General features: G+C 62.2%; 17 protein-coding genes and 1 pseudogene. 10 read left to right on the forward strand and 8 right to left on the reverse strand.

The annotated features are described in order from the left end of the window. Positions 1-32: 32 nt before the first annotated feature. Genes AC1Q9F_RS00710 through AC1Q9F_RS00725 form a run of 4 tightly spaced genes read left to right on the forward strand, consistent with a single transcriptional unit; the run spans position 33 to position 4,309 of the window. Entirely contained in the window at positions 33-1,562 is a 1,530-nt protein-coding gene (locus AC1Q9F_RS00710; RefSeq protein WP_492619327.1) for a GMC family oxidoreductase, read from the forward strand. A 19-nt stretch (positions 1,563-1,581) separates the two neighbouring features. Beyond that, the gene (locus tag AC1Q9F_RS00715) at positions 1,582-3,039 is read left to right on the forward strand and encodes an aldehyde dehydrogenase family protein (protein WP_492619326.1); all 1,458 of its coding nucleotides are present in this window, start codon (positions 1,582-1,584) and stop codon (positions 3,037-3,039) included. 5 nt (positions 3,040-3,044) lie between these two features. Further along, positions 3,045-4,082 (forward strand): catalase family peroxidase, encoded by a 1,038-nt coding sequence (locus AC1Q9F_RS00720; protein WP_492619325.1) that lies wholly within the window; start codon positions 3,045-3,047, stop codon positions 4,080-4,082. Continuing rightward, positions 4,079-4,309, forward strand: coding sequence for a hypothetical protein (locus tag AC1Q9F_RS00725; protein WP_492619324.1), 231 nt, complete (start codon positions 4,079-4,081; stop codon positions 4,307-4,309). Before AC1Q9F_RS00720 ends, AC1Q9F_RS00725 begins: the two co-directional genes overlap by 4 nt. Positions 4,310-4,321: 12 nt before the next feature. On the opposite strand, the gene AC1Q9F_RS00730 is transcribed toward AC1Q9F_RS00725, so the two are convergent. From AC1Q9F_RS00730 to AC1Q9F_RS00745, 4 genes and pseudogenes are all read right to left on the reverse strand, one after another. Next, complete coding sequence (locus tag AC1Q9F_RS00730) at positions 4,322-4,834, reverse strand: GNAT family N-acetyltransferase (protein WP_492619451.1); 513 nt, start codon at positions 4,832-4,834, stop codon at positions 4,322-4,324. Next, a pseudogene (locus AC1Q9F_RS00735) lies at positions 4,832-5,389 on the reverse strand (HD domain-containing protein); the annotation flags it as partial. The gene AC1Q9F_RS00730 and the pseudogene AC1Q9F_RS00735, both read right to left, overlap by 3 nt. 85 nt (positions 5,390-5,474) lie before the next feature. Next, on the reverse strand, positions 5,475-6,032 hold the full coding sequence (locus tag AC1Q9F_RS00740) for a helix-turn-helix domain-containing protein (protein WP_492619323.1): 558 nt from the start codon (positions 6,030-6,032) through the stop codon (positions 5,475-5,477). Between the two features lie 78 nt (positions 6,033-6,110). Beyond that, positions 6,111-6,515 carry a RidA family protein gene (locus AC1Q9F_RS00745; RefSeq protein ID WP_492619322.1) on the reverse strand — a complete coding sequence of 135 codons (405 nt, stop codon included), beginning with the start codon at positions 6,513-6,515 and terminating at the stop codon, positions 6,111-6,113. 133 nt (positions 6,516-6,648) lie between these two features. On the opposite strand from AC1Q9F_RS00745, the gene AC1Q9F_RS00750 reads away from it, so the two are divergent. Together AC1Q9F_RS00750 and AC1Q9F_RS00755 are read left to right on the forward strand one after the other, a co-directional pair. Beyond that, positions 6,649-7,596 (forward strand): LysR family transcriptional regulator, encoded by a 948-nt coding sequence (locus tag AC1Q9F_RS00750; protein ID WP_492619321.1) that lies wholly within the window; start codon positions 6,649-6,651, stop codon positions 7,594-7,596. A 67-nt stretch (positions 7,597-7,663) separates the two neighbouring features. Next, complete coding sequence (locus AC1Q9F_RS00755) at positions 7,664-8,824, forward strand: radical SAM protein (protein WP_492619320.1); 1,161 nt, start codon at positions 7,664-7,666, stop codon at positions 8,822-8,824. On the opposite strand, the gene AC1Q9F_RS00760 is transcribed toward AC1Q9F_RS00755, so the two are convergent. After that, positions 8,806-9,693 (reverse strand): LysR substrate-binding domain-containing protein, encoded by an 888-nt coding sequence (locus tag AC1Q9F_RS00760; protein ID WP_492619319.1) that lies wholly within the window; start codon positions 9,691-9,693, stop codon positions 8,806-8,808. The genes AC1Q9F_RS00755 and AC1Q9F_RS00760 overlap by 19 nt on opposite strands. A gap of 137 nt (positions 9,694-9,830) precedes the next feature. On the opposite strand from AC1Q9F_RS00760, the gene AC1Q9F_RS00765 reads away from it, so the two are divergent. Genes AC1Q9F_RS00765 through AC1Q9F_RS00780 form a run of 4 tightly spaced genes read left to right on the forward strand, consistent with a single transcriptional unit; the run spans position 9,831 to position 14,066 of the window. After that, positions 9,831-10,883 (forward strand): agmatine deiminase family protein, encoded by a 1,053-nt coding sequence (locus AC1Q9F_RS00765; RefSeq protein WP_492619318.1) that lies wholly within the window; start codon positions 9,831-9,833, stop codon positions 10,881-10,883. Between the two features lie 3 nt (positions 10,884-10,886). Then, a complete protein-coding gene (gene aguB / locus AC1Q9F_RS00770; RefSeq protein WP_285355254.1) occupies positions 10,887-11,795 on the forward strand; it encodes an N-carbamoylputrescine amidase in 909 nt (302 codons plus the stop codon). Between the two features lies 1 nt (position 11,796). Then, positions 11,797-12,900, forward strand: coding sequence for an extracellular solute-binding protein (locus AC1Q9F_RS00775; protein WP_492619317.1), 1,104 nt, complete (start codon positions 11,797-11,799; stop codon positions 12,898-12,900). Positions 12,901-12,947: 47 nt separating this feature from the next. After that, positions 12,948-14,066 (forward strand): agmatine deiminase family protein, encoded by a 1,119-nt coding sequence (locus AC1Q9F_RS00780; RefSeq protein ID WP_492619316.1) that lies wholly within the window; start codon positions 12,948-12,950, stop codon positions 14,064-14,066. 9 nt (positions 14,067-14,075) lie between these two features. On the opposite strand, the gene AC1Q9F_RS00785 is transcribed toward AC1Q9F_RS00780, so the two are convergent. The 3 genes from AC1Q9F_RS00785 to AC1Q9F_RS00795 are packed head-to-tail and all read right to left on the reverse strand — an operon-like array spanning position 14,076 to position 15,695. Next, on the reverse strand, positions 14,076-14,738 hold the full coding sequence (locus AC1Q9F_RS00785) for a glutathione S-transferase family protein (protein WP_492619315.1): 663 nt from the start codon (positions 14,736-14,738) through the stop codon (positions 14,076-14,078). A 30-nt stretch (positions 14,739-14,768) separates the two neighbouring features. Beyond that, a complete protein-coding gene (locus AC1Q9F_RS00790; RefSeq protein ID WP_492619314.1) occupies positions 14,769-15,176 on the reverse strand; it encodes a RidA family protein in 408 nt (135 codons plus the stop codon). A gap of 24 nt (positions 15,177-15,200) precedes the next feature. Further along, positions 15,201-15,695 (reverse strand): PaaI family thioesterase, encoded by a 495-nt coding sequence (locus AC1Q9F_RS00795; protein WP_492619313.1) that lies wholly within the window; start codon positions 15,693-15,695, stop codon positions 15,201-15,203. Positions 15,696-15,740 lie beyond the last annotated feature (45 nt).

The raw sequence follows: 15,740 nt of genomic DNA on the forward strand, positions 1-15,740 counted from the left end.
GCGCGCTTTGACGCCTGACAGGGAAGAAACCGATGAACGATACCCTTGTAGATTCTGCGCGGCGTGCCCCGCTCGATGTGATCGTGGTGGGCGGCGGTTCAGCCGGCGCGGTGCTGGCCCGTCGCTTGAGTGAAAACGTCCGGCGCCAGGTGCTGTTGCTAGAGGCGGGCCAGAGTTTTGCCCCGGGCAAGTACCCCGAAATCGTCGCCAGCAGCGACGTGGTCGGTGCCAATGGCAATCGCCAGTTCGAGTGGGGTTACACCTCCCGGCCAGGCTACGTCGAACACCCGATCGGCGCGTTGCGCGGCAAAGTGCTGGGCGGCAGTTCGGCCATCAACGGCGCGGTAGCGATCCGCGCCCGTGCCACGGACTTCCAGCGCTGGAATCTGCCGGGCTGGAGCTACGAAGAATTGCTGCCCTCGTTCAAGAAACTGGAAAACCACAGCGGCGGCGCCAGCGCACTGCATGGTCACGACGGACCGTTGCCGGTGCGTCAACTCGGCAGCTCCGACGTCACGCCGATGCAGAAAGCCTTTATCTACGCCACGGTCGCCAACGGTTACCGGATGATCGACGACTTCGACGGCGCGAATGCCAACGGCGTCGGCCCGTACCCGATGAACATCGTCGACGGCGTGCGAGTGAACACCGGCATGGCTTACCTCACGGACGAGGTGCGGGCTCGCGACAATTTGCAGATTCGAGCCGACAGCCTGGTGGACAAGGTGCTGTTCGACGGCAAACGTGCAGTGGGTGTGCAACTGGCGAATGGCGAGCAACTACGCGCCAGTGAAGTGATTCTTTCGGCCGGCAGTTATGGCAGCGCGGCGATCCTGCTGCGCTCCGGCATCGGCCCCGGCGACGATCTGCGCGCGCTGGACATTGCCCAGGTCGCCGAGCTGCCGGTCGGGCAAAACCTGGCGGATCACCCGTTTTACTACAACGCCTACGCCGCCAAACCCGACCTGATCAGTCGCCAGTCACCGGCCATCGGCGCCAAGCTCTGGACCCACAGCCGCAGCGCCGAGCAGGGTGATCTGGACATTCACATCACCGCGACCCACCTGTTCCCCCATGACCAGAGCCCGACCCAGGTCGGCTTCGTGCTCGCGGTGGCGCTGACCCGGCCGTTGTCCCGGGGCAAGGTCACGCTGGCCAGCCGCGATCCGTCGGTGGCGCCGAACATCGATCTGAATTTCCTCGCCGAACCCATGGATCGCCAGCGTCTGCTGGACGGTATTCGTCTGGCGCGGCGGATCGGGGCGACGGCGCCACTCAAGGGCTTGATCCATTCCGAACTGAATCCGGGGCAGGGCAATGATTCCGACGACGCCTTGCTGGCGAGCGTCAAAGCCACGCTCGACACCTATCACCACCCGACCTCGACCGCACCGATGGGCCGGCCGGGCGATGCCATGGCCGTGGTCGACCTCGAAGCCCGAGTGATCGGGGTGCAAGGTCTGCGGGTGGTCGACGCCTCGATCTTCCCGGATGTGCCGTCGGTTGCCACCAACCTCACCGTGATCGCCACCGCCGAAAAAATCGCCGGCCTCTACGCCTGAATCCAAGGAAGTTTTCGTCATGAACAACACCAAGGTTTTGAACTGGATCGACGGCCTGTGGCTGGATTCCGGTGACTACAAAGATTCCATCAACCCGGCGACTTATGAGCTGATCGGTCGCTACGCCGAAGGCGGACTGGTTGAAGCGCAGCAAGGCATCGACGCCGCGCAACGGGCCTTCACGCAGACCCCATGGAAAGACGACAGTCAACTGCGCGCGCAGGTGCTGCTGGAACTGGCGGACGTCTTCGAACTCAACGCCGCAGAGCTGATCGACACCCTGGCGCTGGAGAACGGCAAGATCCGTCCCGAGGCCGCCTTCGAAGTCGGCATGGTGCCGTCCAAATTGCGCTATTACGCGGCGCTGGCCCGCACTGAATATGGCCGTGCCGCGCAACCCCGGCCCGGCAAGATCTCTCTGGTGATCCGTCAGGCCGTCGGTGTCGCGGGCATCATCGTGCCGTGGAATTCGCCGGTGGTGCTGATGATCCGCTCGCTGGCGCCGGCCCTGGCCGCCGGTTGCACCACGGTCATCAAGATGCCGGGGCAGACCGCGCAGACCAACGCGCTGGTGGCGCGGATCATGAGTGAAGCGCCGTCGCTGCCGCGTGGCGTGATCAATCTGTTCAGCGAGCAGGGCGCGGCCGGTTCGATCCATCTGGTGGAGTCGCCGAAGGTGCCGGTCATCAGCTTCACCGGCAGCACCGGCACCGGTCGGGCGATCTCGGCGGCGGGGGCGCAACACCTCAAGCGCTTCGGCCTGGAACTGGGCGGCAAGACGCCGATGCTGGTGTTCAACGACGCCGACCTCGACGCGGTGGTGCCGACGCTGGTCAAGGCGCTCACGGTGTTTTCCGGTCAGTTCTGCATGACCGGTTCGCGCCTGCTGGTACAGCGCGACATCGCTCACGTGTTGACTGAACGCCTGGCCGCTCGACTTGAAGCGGTGCGGGTCGGGCCGGCGGCGGATCCGGCCAGCGACATGGGGCCGCTGATCGACAAGCCCAACGTGCAGCGGGTCAATCAGGTGGTGGAAGAGGCGATTGCTGCCGGCGCGCAAGTCATCGTGCGCGGTGGGCCGGTGACTGACGGGCCGCTGGCCAAAGGCGCGTTCTATCGGCCGACGCTGCTGCGAGTCAGCGATCCGGAGATGGCCATCGTCCAGCGCGAAACCTTCGGCCCGGTGCTGACCCTGCAGGTGTTCGACAGCGAATCCGAGGCCATCGAACTGGCCAACAACAGCGAGTTTGGTCTGGCGGCCAGCGTCTGGACCCGCGACATCGACCGCTCGCTGCGAGTCGCCCGTGAACTTGAAGCCGGCACGGTGTGGGTCAACGACTGGGCGGTGGTCTACGACGAATTCGAGGAGGGCGGCTTCAAACAGTCGGGGCAGGGGCGTCTGAACGGCGTGGCGGCGATGGATGATTTTGTCGAGTACAAACACATCGCGCTCAACCCCGGTCGGCGTCAGGAGTGACCCCGATGCGATTATCCCGACCGTGGATCGTCGCGCTGCTGGCGGGGGCGCTGAGCGCGTCCCCGGCCTATGCCGCTGGCGAACAACCGCTGACTTTCACAAGGACTGATCCGGTGTCACAGGACAAACTCTACGACGCGCTGCTGGATGCGCTGTATGCCACGTTCGGCAAGCATCCAGGCTTTCGCGCGACCCATGCCAAAGGTCTGTTGGTGAACGGGACTTTCACCGCTTCACCGGCGGCGGCAACCCTCAGCCGCGCCGCTCATTTGCAGGGAAAACCGGTGCCAGTGGTGCTGCGGTTCTCCAACTTCAGTGGCGTGCCGGCCACGCTGGACGGCGATCCGATGGCCAGTCCGCGTGGGCTCGCGGTGCGCTTCAAACTGCCGAACGGCGAGTTCACCGACATTGTCGGCCACTCGTTCGACGGTTTTCCAGTGGCCACGCCCCTGGAATTTCTCGGCTTCCTGAAAGGCATCGCTGCAACGGTCGCCACGCCGCCGGATCCGCAGCCGTTGCAGGCTTTTCTGGCAGAGCATCCGAGGGCCAGGCACTTTCTGGAAACGCCGAAACCGGCGCCGTTGAGCTACACCAGCATCGAATACTTCGGCGTGAACGCGCTGGTTTTCAGCAACCATGAAAACCAGGAGCAGATCGTTCGCTACCGCATAGAACCGTTAACCGGCCAATTGCTGCTCAGCGACCAGCAAGCCGCCCGCATGCCAGCCGACTACTTGCAGGACGAACTGACGGCACGACTGGCGAAGGGCCCAGCGCAGATGCGCTTGATCGCGCAACTGGCAGCGCCGGGCGATGTGATTGAAGACGGCTCGATCCCGTGGCCAAGAAACCGCCACGAAGTCGAACTGGGCATTTTCACCCTCGATTCGCGGGTGCCCGCCGAAGACCAGCAAACCGCCCAGCAACGCCTCGACTTCAGCCCCGGCCGACTGCTCGACGGCATCGCCCTGAGCCGCGACCCGATGACCCTGGCCCGCGATCGCATCTACCAGCGCGCCGTGCTGCGGCGCCAGCAACCATGACCACCGAAACCGGCGCCCGCTGGAAGCAATGGCTGGTGTCATGGCTGGTGGTGTGGCCGCTGTCGGTGTCCATGCCGTGGGCACTGGCGGCGCTGCTGGAACTGGCGGACCTGCGATTGCCGGGGTGGTTGTTCAAGATGCTGGTGGCTGGGCTGATCTCGTTCAACATGGTGTATTGGCTGATGCCGCAGAGTTCGCGGTTAATGGCGCAGTGGTTGGTGCGTTAAGCGGTCCGGGCCTTACTCGGTGGCGTCAAAAGCCTTGTGGTAGCTGACGACACCGACCGGCATCTCACCGCCAAACGCCAGCGCCTGAAAGTACTCCGCCGGAATCCCCGGCAACTCCAGACCGGCATGGGCCTTGAAGCCAAAACGCCCGTAGTAGCCCGGATCGCCAAGCACCACGCAGCCAACCCCGCCAATGCGCTGCAACTCCGCCAGCGAAGCTTTCATCAACGCCGAGCCTATGCCTTGCTGCTGGCGGGTCGGGCACACGGAGATCGGGCCGAGGCCGTACCAGCCCTGAGCACCGGAGGAAATCGTCACGGGGGAAATGGCCACATGGCCGGCCACCGTGTCGTTGTCCACCGCCACCAGCGACACGCTGAGCTGGCCGGCGCGGCGCAGGGCGTTGACGATGAATTGTTCGGTGTGGCTGGAGTGTTCTTCGTGCTGGAACGCGGCCTCGGTGATTCGGGCGATTGTGTCGATGTCTTCGGGGCGTTCGTTGCGGATGGTGATGTTTGTGTTCATGCGTTCTCGGGTATCCCGGTCGATCAGGGTTCGAAGGGTTTCGAACAGCGGATCGGCATTGGTGTATTGCTTGCCGTAGGCCAGGTTGAAGCCATAGTCGAAGTCTGGCGGATTCTTCCCTTGAGTGTGTTGTAAAAGTGTTTCCAGCTTGTCGAGGGCCTTCACGGCCTTGGCTTCGGGGGAACTGGCGTTTTCGTAGTCGTCCCAGAGCGCGAGGATTTCGTTTCTCAGTGCGTCGTCCAGTGAGCGGGTGAGCAGCAGCAAGTCATTGCGCTCCTTTTCGCCCTTGTCGGGAAAACCGGCTTGATCGACCGCCGGGATGTCACCGTTGATGGCTTCGCCGAGGTCGTGGATGACGCACATCTTCAAGACCTTCAGCACGTCGAGCCCGGCCAGGTCGTCGGCGAATACGATCGCCATCAGGCACAGGCGCCAGCTGTGTTCGGCGGTGCTTTCGCTGCGTCCGGAGGAGGTGTGGGCGCTTCTGAGGACGTCCTTGAGCCGCTCCGCTTCGCGCAGGAAGTCGAGGCGTCCCTTGATTTTTTCGAGGTTCATACAGTGGCCGGCATAAAGAGAGCAGAGCTCAAAGCCTAGGCCCGGCCTCGATCATCGTCCACGCATAAAATATGCGGTGCGCGGCCTACAGCGTTTCCACCAGCCGTGCGGCGGTGCCGTCCGACAGCGCGATCCGCGTCCAGCGGCACAGGCTTTCGCGGATGGGGACGAGGGTTGAGTCATTGTGGCCGGTGACGAATTCCAGTGCCGGCGGCGCCGGGACTTCTCGCCAACCGGTGTCATCCAGCAAGGACTCCTTGTGCTGGATTTGCGCCGTCGCAAAGCGCCACAGCGACTGCCCCAGCAGATCGCTCAGCGGACTGCTGAACTGCGCGGCGCGGGCCGGGGAGCAGGCCAGCAGGCGATGGGTCAGGTCGCAGACGAGATGAACCGGGCGGGCGCTGTCCGTGACCAGTCGCGCGAGGGCCTGATCGGCGGCGCTGTCGAGTCGCGCCGCGAGCAGCTGTTCGAGCTGAAGATGCGCCTCCGGATCCATCGCCTGCACGCCGCTTTCCCAGCGGGAAATCGTCGACTGGGTGACCTTGAACAACTCGGCGGCATGGCTCTGCTTGACGCGGTGCAGCACGCGCCAGCGGCGCAGGGCGATGCCGGGCAGGCTGGGCTTCAACAAAGTGTCGGACATGGCGATGGATCGCAAAAGGAATGCGGGCCGACAGTCTGAAGACTGTCGGCCCGTGCTGCAAATCGACGCGATATCAGGTCATTCCGGCAGTTTGGCAATCACCTTGATCTCGAACTGAAAGCCATACAGCCAGGTCACGCCAACCGCTGTAATCGTCGGATGCGGCGCCTCGCCCCAGAATTCGGGCACCACTTCCCAGATGGTTTCGAAGGTCGATTGCGGATCAACCATGAACACCGTCACGTCCATCACGTCGTCGAAGCTGGCGCCGGCCGCGCCGAGGATCGCATTGAGATTGGTGAAGGCCAGTCGCACCTGTTGCTTGAGATCCGGCTCCGGCGAGCCGTCCTCAAGGCTGCCGACCTGGCCTGAGACAAACAGAAAACCGTTGGAACGTACCGCTGGCGAATACCGGTTGCGCTCGTAAAGCGCATGGCGTCCGGGCGGGAAAACCACGTCGCGTTTTGGCTGGGCACGGGTCATGGGTGTCTCCTTCAATGGGTTGAAAACCGGTGATGGAGAAACTCTAGGGGCTTGCCTCGGCGTGATAAACGCGCAACCTTGGCGATCACTGTTTGCAAATCCCAAACAATCGAGCCGCTATCAGAGGTGGGGTATGGACCGTTTTGACGCGATGCAAGCCTTCGCCCGAGTGGTGGAGGCGGGCAGTTTCACCAAGGCCGCCGAGACCCTGCACATGAGCAAGACCACCGTGACCCAGCTCATTCAGCAACTGGAGGCGCGGCTGCGGGTCAAGTTGCTCAATCGCACCACGCGTAAGGTCAACGTCACGGCGGACGGCGCGGCCTATTACGAGCGGGTGATCAAGTTGCTGGCGGACATGGACGATGCCGAGACAAGTCTTCCCGGCGCCGCGGCGCAGCCCAAGGGACGCTTGCGGGTCGATGTACCCAGCCCCCTGGCCAATCTGATCCTGGTGCCGGCGCTGCCCGGGTTTTACGCGCGTTACCCGGAGATCCAGATCGACATGGGCGTCAGTGACCGGATCGTCGACATCATCGATGAAAACGTCGACTGCGTGATCCGCGGCGGGGAGCTGCGGGATCAGTCGCTGATGGCCCGGCGGGTCGCCGATCTTGAACTCGGCGTATACGCCGCGCCGAGTTATCTGGCCCGGGCCGGCACCCCAACGCATCCCGGTGAGCTGGAAGACAGCCATCACCGGGTGGTCGGTTTCCTCTGGGCGCGCACCGGCAAACCGGTGCCTTACGCCTTGCGCAATGCACAGGAAAATCTGCTGATCAAGGGCCGGCATGCCCTGGCGGTCGATGATGGCAACGCCTATCTGGCGGCAGGCCTGGCGGGTCTGGGTGTGCTCTGGCTGCCTCGCTATATGTCGGCGGAGCATGAGGCCCGGGGTGAGTTGGTGGCGCTGTTCGAGGGCTGGGAGCTTGATCCGATGCCGCTGTACGTCGCCTACCCGCCGAACCGGCATATCAGCCGAAAGTTGCGGGTATTTATCGATTGGGTCGTGGAATTGATGGCCGAGCGTGCCAATGGCCCGAAATTTGCTGCTCGCGTTCCGGGACTGTCAAATAAATAGCGAATAACAGCGATCTCGAACGTCGGCAGGTCTGGTTGCACCGCTATTCAATCAAGGATTACTCGTAATGAATATGTACATCGATATTGTCGGCGCGTGCAATTTGAGCTGCCCTTCGTGTCCGATGGGTAACTCGGAAAACGCCAATTTCAAGAAAGCCATGCAACTCGACATGTTCAGGAAGATCGTCGAGAAGGCCCAAAGCGAAGGGGTCGAGTCGATATTTCTGTACAACTGGACCGAGCCGTTGATCCACCCGCGCATCGGCGAATTTGTCGAAATCATCAACGCGGCCGGTTTGCGCAGCGGTATCAGTTCCAATCTGAATCTGGCAAAAAACATGGAGACGGCGATGCTCGCCAATCCATGGTTCTTCCGCATCTCGCTGTCCGGCTTTTATCAGCACACGTACGAACAAGGGCACGTGGGCGGTGACATTGAAGTCGTCAAGGCCAACATGATCAAACTGCATGAGCTCAAGCAGAAACATGGCTTGACCACGCGGATCGAGGTCTATTACCACCGCTACCTGGACAACATCGAAGAAGAAGCGCTGATGCACGAATTCAGCCAGGCCTTGGGCTTCGAGTTCTCGAGCGGCTTTTCAGTGATGATGCCGCTGGAGAAGACGCTGGCGCTGATCGAGCGCGACCCGTCGGTGACCGATACCGATCGCAAGACCCTGCAGCGACTCGCGCTGCCGCCTTATGACGACCTGGTCAATCTGGTCCGCCAGTATCCCAAGCAGGCATGCACGCTCAAGGATGACTGGCTGGTGCTGGACTGTAATGGCAATACCGTCTTGTGTTGTTCCATTTTCAATCAGACCGAATATCAGGTCGGCAAATACCTCGACATGCCGCTGGCGCAACTGACCGAACGCAAGTCCACTCAGCCGAACTGCGCCGAGATGTGCGATCGCTGCGCGAACAACGGATTGCACATCTACGCTATGTCCCCCAACTCGGGATCGTTGAAAAGTCACGCCATCAACCGGATTGTCGACTTCCACCAGCGCACGATCAACGGCTTGCCGGTCGACAGCGACAGGCTTGGGCGCAATGGCGAAGTCAGTGCCGAGAACTTCGACGAAGCGCAATACCTGCATATGAATCAGGACGTCAAGAATGCGGTTTCCACCGGTGCTTTCACCAGCGGTTATCAGCACTACGTATTGTTCGGTCGGCTGGAAGGCCGGCTCGGCGCAGGTCAATACTCAGTGGTCTGAGCCGGCGGTTCGGGTTCTGCCAGTTGAGTTGACAGCCATTGACTGAAGCATCGCGCCATCGGGTCGTTCTCGCTGTCGCGATGCGTCAGCATCGCCCAGTTCGGGCCGCGAATGGTTTGCTCCACCAGTGGCTGCAACAGCCCGTTTTGTTGCGCCTGACGGCTGAGCAACTGACTGACCAGCGCGATCCCCAGACCTGAACACGCCGCGTCCAGCAACAGGCCCGGATCAGAGAAATTCAACCCCTGATCCTGCTGGCCGACATCGATCCCCGATTCCACCGCCCAATGGCTCCAGTCCATTTCCCGCTCGCCGTGCAGCGTTGTCCGCTGCGCGCTCGGCACGCTCAGCAGGCTCGGGTGACACGCCGGATACAGGCGGTCAGCGTGCAGAACCTTGAAGCTGCATTCAGCCTGCGAACTGATGTCGTCGCGCACCGCCAGATCGATGGTCTGGGTCGCCATGTCCGGCACTTCATCGGTGCTGAAAATCCACAGATCCACGTTCGGATGCTGACGGCGGAAATCCCCCAGCCTTGGCAGCAGCCAGTGCCGGGCAAACGCCGGCGTGGTGTTGAGCACCAGTTGATTGGGCTTCTGGTATTGCCCCAGCCGCCGGATACCCACCGACAGTTGCTGCAGCATGGCCTGAGTGGTGCTGAGCAGATCGTGGCCGGCGTCGGTCAGGGCGACGCTGCGGCCGCTGCGGAAAAACAGTGGTTGTTCCAAATACGCCTCAAGGCTGCGGATCTGCTGGCTGATGGCCGACTGCGTGAGGCTCAGTTCCTCGGCGGCCTTGTGAAAACTGCCCAGCCTTGCAGCGGCTTCGAAGCCGCGCAACGAGCTGAGGGGTGGCCAGTGTTTCAGCATGATCGATAAGTTCCTCTAATCAGTTTTCCGCTAAATCCATCGTTTGTTTGCCCTTCAGGCCGCCATTAGCATGCACGTCAACGCCGCCAAGGCTGTTTTCATTGAACACAATGGCTTAACTCAAAGGGCTTTTTACCATGCAGCAGAACAAAAACAACAACAGCGGTTGGATGATGCCGGCAGAGTGGGTGACGCACGCGGCGACCTGGATGGTCTGGCCACACAATCAGGCCCTGTGGGAGTCGGGCTGGGGCGTGACCTTGCCGTTGGTGCAGGAAGATTTCGCCCGCGTCGCCAATGCCATCGCCCGGTTCGAACCGGTGAAAATGGTCGTTGATCCGTCGGCCATCGCCAGCGCCAAAGCCTTGTGCGGGCCGAACATCGAACTGATTCCGCTGGCGGTCAACGACAGCTGGTGCCGCGACTCCGGCCCGAGCTTCGTCGTTCACCCGGAGCAAGGTCTGGCTGGTGTGAGCTGGCGCTTCAACGCCTGGGGCGGCAAGTCGGCCCATGACCTGGACGAAAGCCTGGCCCGCCGCGTGCTCAATCGTTTGGGCGGCGAGTGCTTCGGCACGGCGCTGAGCAACGAGGGCGGCGCGATCCATGTAGACGGCGAGGGCACGTTGATCACCACCGAATCGGTGCTGCTCAACCCCAATCGCAACCCAGGCGTGAGCAAGGCCGAGATGGAAGAAATCTTCAGTCGCCTGCTCGGCGTGAAGAAAACCATCTGGCTGCCGGGCGATCCGGATTACGTCACCGGCGACATGACCGACGGCCACGTCGATGGCGTCTGCGCCTTCGCTCGCCCTGGAGTGTTGCTGGTGGACGCGACTCACGATCGCAGCTCGGTGTATGCCGAAGTCGTGCGGGAAAACCGTCGCGCACTGGAACTGGCCACCGACGCCCAGGGCCGCAAGTTCGAGCTGATCGAACTGTACGAAGCCACCGATGCGGTGGACACCGAAGCCGAAGTGTTCTGCGCCTCGTACACCAACTTCTACATCGCCAACGGCGCGATCATCATGCCGGCGTACGGCATCGAGGCCGACCATGTGGCGGCAGAAACCCTGGCCAAGGCGTTCCCCGGCCGTGAAGTGGTGCCGGTGCAGATCAATCACCTGGCCCATGGCGGCGGCGGTGTGCACTGCATCACCCAGCAACAGCCATCCTGGCCGGTGGAGGGTTGATCGATGACGCTGCTCAAAGTCGCCACCACCCAGATGCCGTGCACCTGGGATCTGAAAAGCAACCTGGATCGCGCCGAGCAGTTGGTGCGTGAAGCGGCGGCGCAGGGCGCGCAGGTGATCCTGTTGCAGGAGCTGTTCGCCACGCCGTATTTCTGCATCGAACAGAGCCACCACCATATGGCGCTGGCCGAGGAGTACCGCGACAGTCAGGTGCTGTCGCGTTTCGCCGCGCTGGCCCGGGAACTGGGCGTGGTGCTGCCGCTGAGCTGGTACGAGAAGGCCGGCAACGCCTATTTCAATTCGCTGAGCGTGGCGGATGCCGACGGGCGTTTGCTGGGCGTGTACCGCAAGACCCACATTCCCAACGCCATCGGCTATCAGGAGAAGGAGTATTTCAGCCCCGGCGACACTGGTTTCAAAGTCTGGGACACCGCGTTCGGTCGCCTCGGCGTGGGCATCTGCTGGGATCAGTGGTTCCCGGAAACCGCGCGCTGCCTGGCGCTGATGGGTGCTGAAGTGCTGCTGTTCCCGACGGCTATCGGCTCGGAACCGGGCTGCGCGGATCTGGATTCACGCGACCACTGGCAGATGACCATGCGTGGCCACGCGGCTGCCAATCTACTGCCGGTGATCGCTTCCAACCGGGTTGGCCGTGAAGTGGCGGGCACCGATGCGACGCTGCAAATGAATTTCTACGGTTCGTCGTTCATCTGCAACCACAAGGGAAAAATGCTCGCCGAAGCCGACCGCGCCAGCACCGGTGTTTTGGTGCAAAGCCTGGATCTGGCAGCCATGCGTGAAGATCGCCTGAGCTGGGGCATCTACCGCGACCGCCGCCCGGAAATGTACGGCGCATTGTTGAGCCAGGACGGCCGTCACCTAAACGCCCGCTGGAATCCTCAAGGAGTCTGATATGCCTGTTTCACACAAGTGGTTGCTGGGCGCTCTAAGCCTGGCGCTGGCCGGTTTGATGCCCGCCGTGCACGCAGAAGACAAGACCTTGCGGCTGTACAACTGGGCGGATTATTTTGCTGAAGACACGTTGAGCAAATTCACCGCCGAAACCGGGATCAAGGTGATCTACGACGTGATGGACGGCAGCGAAACCCTGGAAGCCAAGATGCTCTCCGGTGGCAGCGGCTACGACCTGATCTTCCCCGGCGACACCGTGGCGGAGCGCTTGGTGCGTGCCGGCAGCCTGTTGCCGCTGGATCCTTCGAAGGTCACGGCGATGAACGACATCGAACCGGGTCTGCAGAAGCTGCGCAGCCATTACGAGCATTCGAACAAAGCCACAGTGCCGTACACCTGGGGCACCATCGGCCTGACCTACAACGCCGAGCAGATCAAGCAGCGCATGGCCGACGCGCCGGTCAACAGCCTCGACATGCTGTTCAAACCGGAACTGGCGGCCAAATTCGCCGATTGCGGGATTTCGATGATCGACTCGCCGGACGAAGTGCTGGCCGTGGTGCTCAACTATCTGGGCCGCGACCCGCGCAGCGCCAAGCCTGCGGATCTGGCAGCGGCCAGTGATCTGCTGATGAAGCTGCGGCCGTACATCCGCAAGTTCCAGTCGCAGCCGGTGACCGATCTGGTCAACGGCAACCTGTGCCTGTCCCTCGGCTACAGCGGCGACATGACCCAGGCCCAGCGCACCTCGGACAGCGCCGGCAAGCAGACCCGCTTCCAGTACCGCGTGCCGCGCGAGGGCACCACAGTGTGGATGGACACCATGGCCATTCCGGTGGATGCCAAACACCCGGAATACGCCTACGAATTCATCAACTTCGTGATGCGCCCGGAGAACATGGCCGCGATCAGCAATTTCACCGGTTACCCGACCTCCAACGCCAAGGCCCGGCCAAACGTGGATGAGGCGATGCGCAACAACCCGGACATCTACCTCGACGAAGCGACCTATGCTCGTCTGATACCGGGCAAGGATATTCCCCAGGCCGACATGCGCGCCCGCATGCGCACCTGGACCAAGTTCAAGACCGCCACTGCAAAGTGATTTTTCCGGGCTGCTTCGGCAGCCCCTTACACATCAGGAAGTTACACATGCCCACTCGTCGCGAGTTTATCAAACAGGTTTCAGTCGCCGCCGGCGTAGGCGCTGCCGTCATGGGCCTCGGCCTGTCACCGGCGCGGGTACTGGCGGCCAGCGAAGGTCGCTGGTTCATGCCCGACGAGGGCGACAAACACGAACGCGCCTACATGGCGTTCGGCGCGCAGGACGCGATCTGGGAAGACTTTACCGAAGACGTACAGGAAGCGCTGGGCCGGATCGCCCGCGCCATCGCTCGCTACGAACCGCTGACCATCTACTGCCGCAGCGGCGAACGCAGCTTGGCCGAAGAGATTTGCGGCACGTCCAACATCACCTACCAGATCGCCAACCTCGACGACATCTGGATGCGTGACATCAGCGCCAACTTCGTCATCGATGACAAGAACGGCCTGGGCGCGGTGGACTTCAACTTCAGCGGCTGGGGCAACAAGCAACAGCACTCGAAAGACGCGAAGATCGCCAAGCGCGTGGCGGCCGATGCGCAGGCGACCTACCAGCGCAGCGAACTGGTGGGCGAGGGCGGCGGCATCGAAGTCGACGGCCACGGCACCGCGATCATGACTGAAAGCTGCTGGGTCAACGAAAACCGCAACCCCGGCTGGAGCAAGGCCGATGTTGAGGCCGAGTTGAAAGCACGTTTGGGCCTGCGCAAAATCATCTGGCTGCCGGGCATCAAGGGCAAGGACATCACCGATGCCCACGTCGATTTCTACGCGCGCTTCGTCACGCCCGGCGTGGTGATCGCCAACCTCGACACCGACCCGCGCTCCTATGACAACAAGGTCACCCTGGCGCACCTGGAAATCCTGAAAAAGGCCACCGACGCCGACGGTCGCCCTTTGCAGATCCACACCGTTTCGCCACCGCTGAAACCGCGCAAGACCAAGTTCAACAGGGATAACGACGATTTCGCGGCCGGTTACATCAACTATTTCGTGATCAACGGCGCGGTGATCGCTCCGGAGTTTGGCGACAAGGAGGCGGACAAGAAGGCCTTCGACCTGCTGAAAAAGCTCTATCCGAACCGCGACGTGGTGCAGATCAACATCGACGCCATCGCGGCCGGTGGTGGCGGGATTCACTGCGTGACCAGTCACCAGCCAGCGTAAGGCCGAGCCTCAGCGGAAACGTTGGGGCAGGGCCTCGGCAAAGGGATAGTAGTCGAACCACGGTTTGGCTTCTTCGATGACTTGGCTGAATGAAGGGCGCTGCACCAGCCGTTCGAAGTAGGCGTTCAGGCGCGGTTGTTCGGCGGCAAACGGCACCAGCGTGCTGGCGTAGAACAGAGCCGGCGCGGCGGAGCAATCGGCCAGGCTGAAATCTGCGCTGGCGATCCATTCGCGGTCGGCCAGTTGCTGTTCGAGCATGCCGTACGCCGTGGCCAGCAGCGCCCGCTGACTGCTCAGATCGCCATTGGCGGACTGGATGCGGTCGGCGACGATCTGCTGCATCGGCGTCATCACGTAGTGGTCGAAGAACCGGTCCCACAGACGCACGTCCAGCGCGGTCTCCCAGTCTTCGGGAATCAGTCGCGTCGACTGCCCCGGTTGATGATCCAGGTACTCGATGATCACGCTCGATTCCGGCACCGTGCGCTGGCGCACGTGATCGCGCAGTACCGGGAATTTGACCAGCGGCCACAGCGCCTGAAGCTCGGCCCGTTCGGCTTCGCTGGACAGGTCGATCAAGCGTTTCTCGAAGGCAACGCCGTGTTCGTAGAGGGCGATCAGCGCTTTGTGGCAGTAGGACGACAACGGGTGGTAATAGAGGGTCAAGTCCATCGTTCAACACCTCGATGAGGGGGAGTGGCGTTACTCAGGTATAGCGCGCCTGCGCACCGCCACGCATTTGATTTCCACCAGCAAACCCGGGTGAGCCAGTTCGCTGACGCCGATGCAGGTCCAGGCGCAGAAGCCTTTGGGGAATACGCGGTTTTTCACGTCACGAAACACCGGCATGTGCCGGCTCATGTCGACGTGATAGGTGGTCATCTCCACCACATCGTCGAAGCTGCAACCGCCGGCCTTCAGCACTTCGTCGAGGTTTTCCCAGGCGCGGATGAATTGTTGCTCGGGGTCTTCGATGACCTTCAAATCAGCTGTCCGGCCCACCTGACCGGCGCAGTAAAGCGTGTCGCCGACCAGAACCGCCGGGGCGTAGCCGGCGCGTTCGACGATGGGTTTCATGGATTCGGGGATGATGATTTCGCGATCGGGCATCGTGTCTTCCTTCAGTGATGGATTTCAGCGACCGTGCGCGGCCGCCGCCAACTGCTCGGTATCCACTCGCACAAACACCGAATCACCCACCGCCGTCAGCACATCCCCGGCGTAGACCTCGCAGATCACCCGGGTCTTGCGCCCGACTTCACCGTCGACTCTGGCCTTCAGCGTCAACGGCACGCCCATCGGCGTCGGTTTGATGAACTTGATGCCGAGGTTGCCGGTGACGCAGTTGATGCGCGGCAGGCTTTCGGCTTCGCGGTTTTCCGCCCGGTAGTGATAAGCCATCGCCGTCCAGTTGGAATGGCAGTCCACCAGCATCGCGATCAAACCGCCGTAGACCAGCTCCGGCCAGCCGCAGTATTTGGTTTCGGGCACGTGCTCGGCCATGACGTGCACGCCGTCCTCGTGCCAGAAACTCTTGATGTGCAAACCGTGCGGGTTGCTGCTGCCGCAGCCGAAGCAGACGCCCTCGGGGGCGGCGGTGTCTTGCAGGGAGGTGTCGTGGGTGGACATAGCGGGGTCATCCTTAAACTGTTAGCCGAACCGGGCGGATTCTAA

It is taken from the genome of Pseudomonas sp. GW823-FHT04A03, assembly GCF_058796615.1.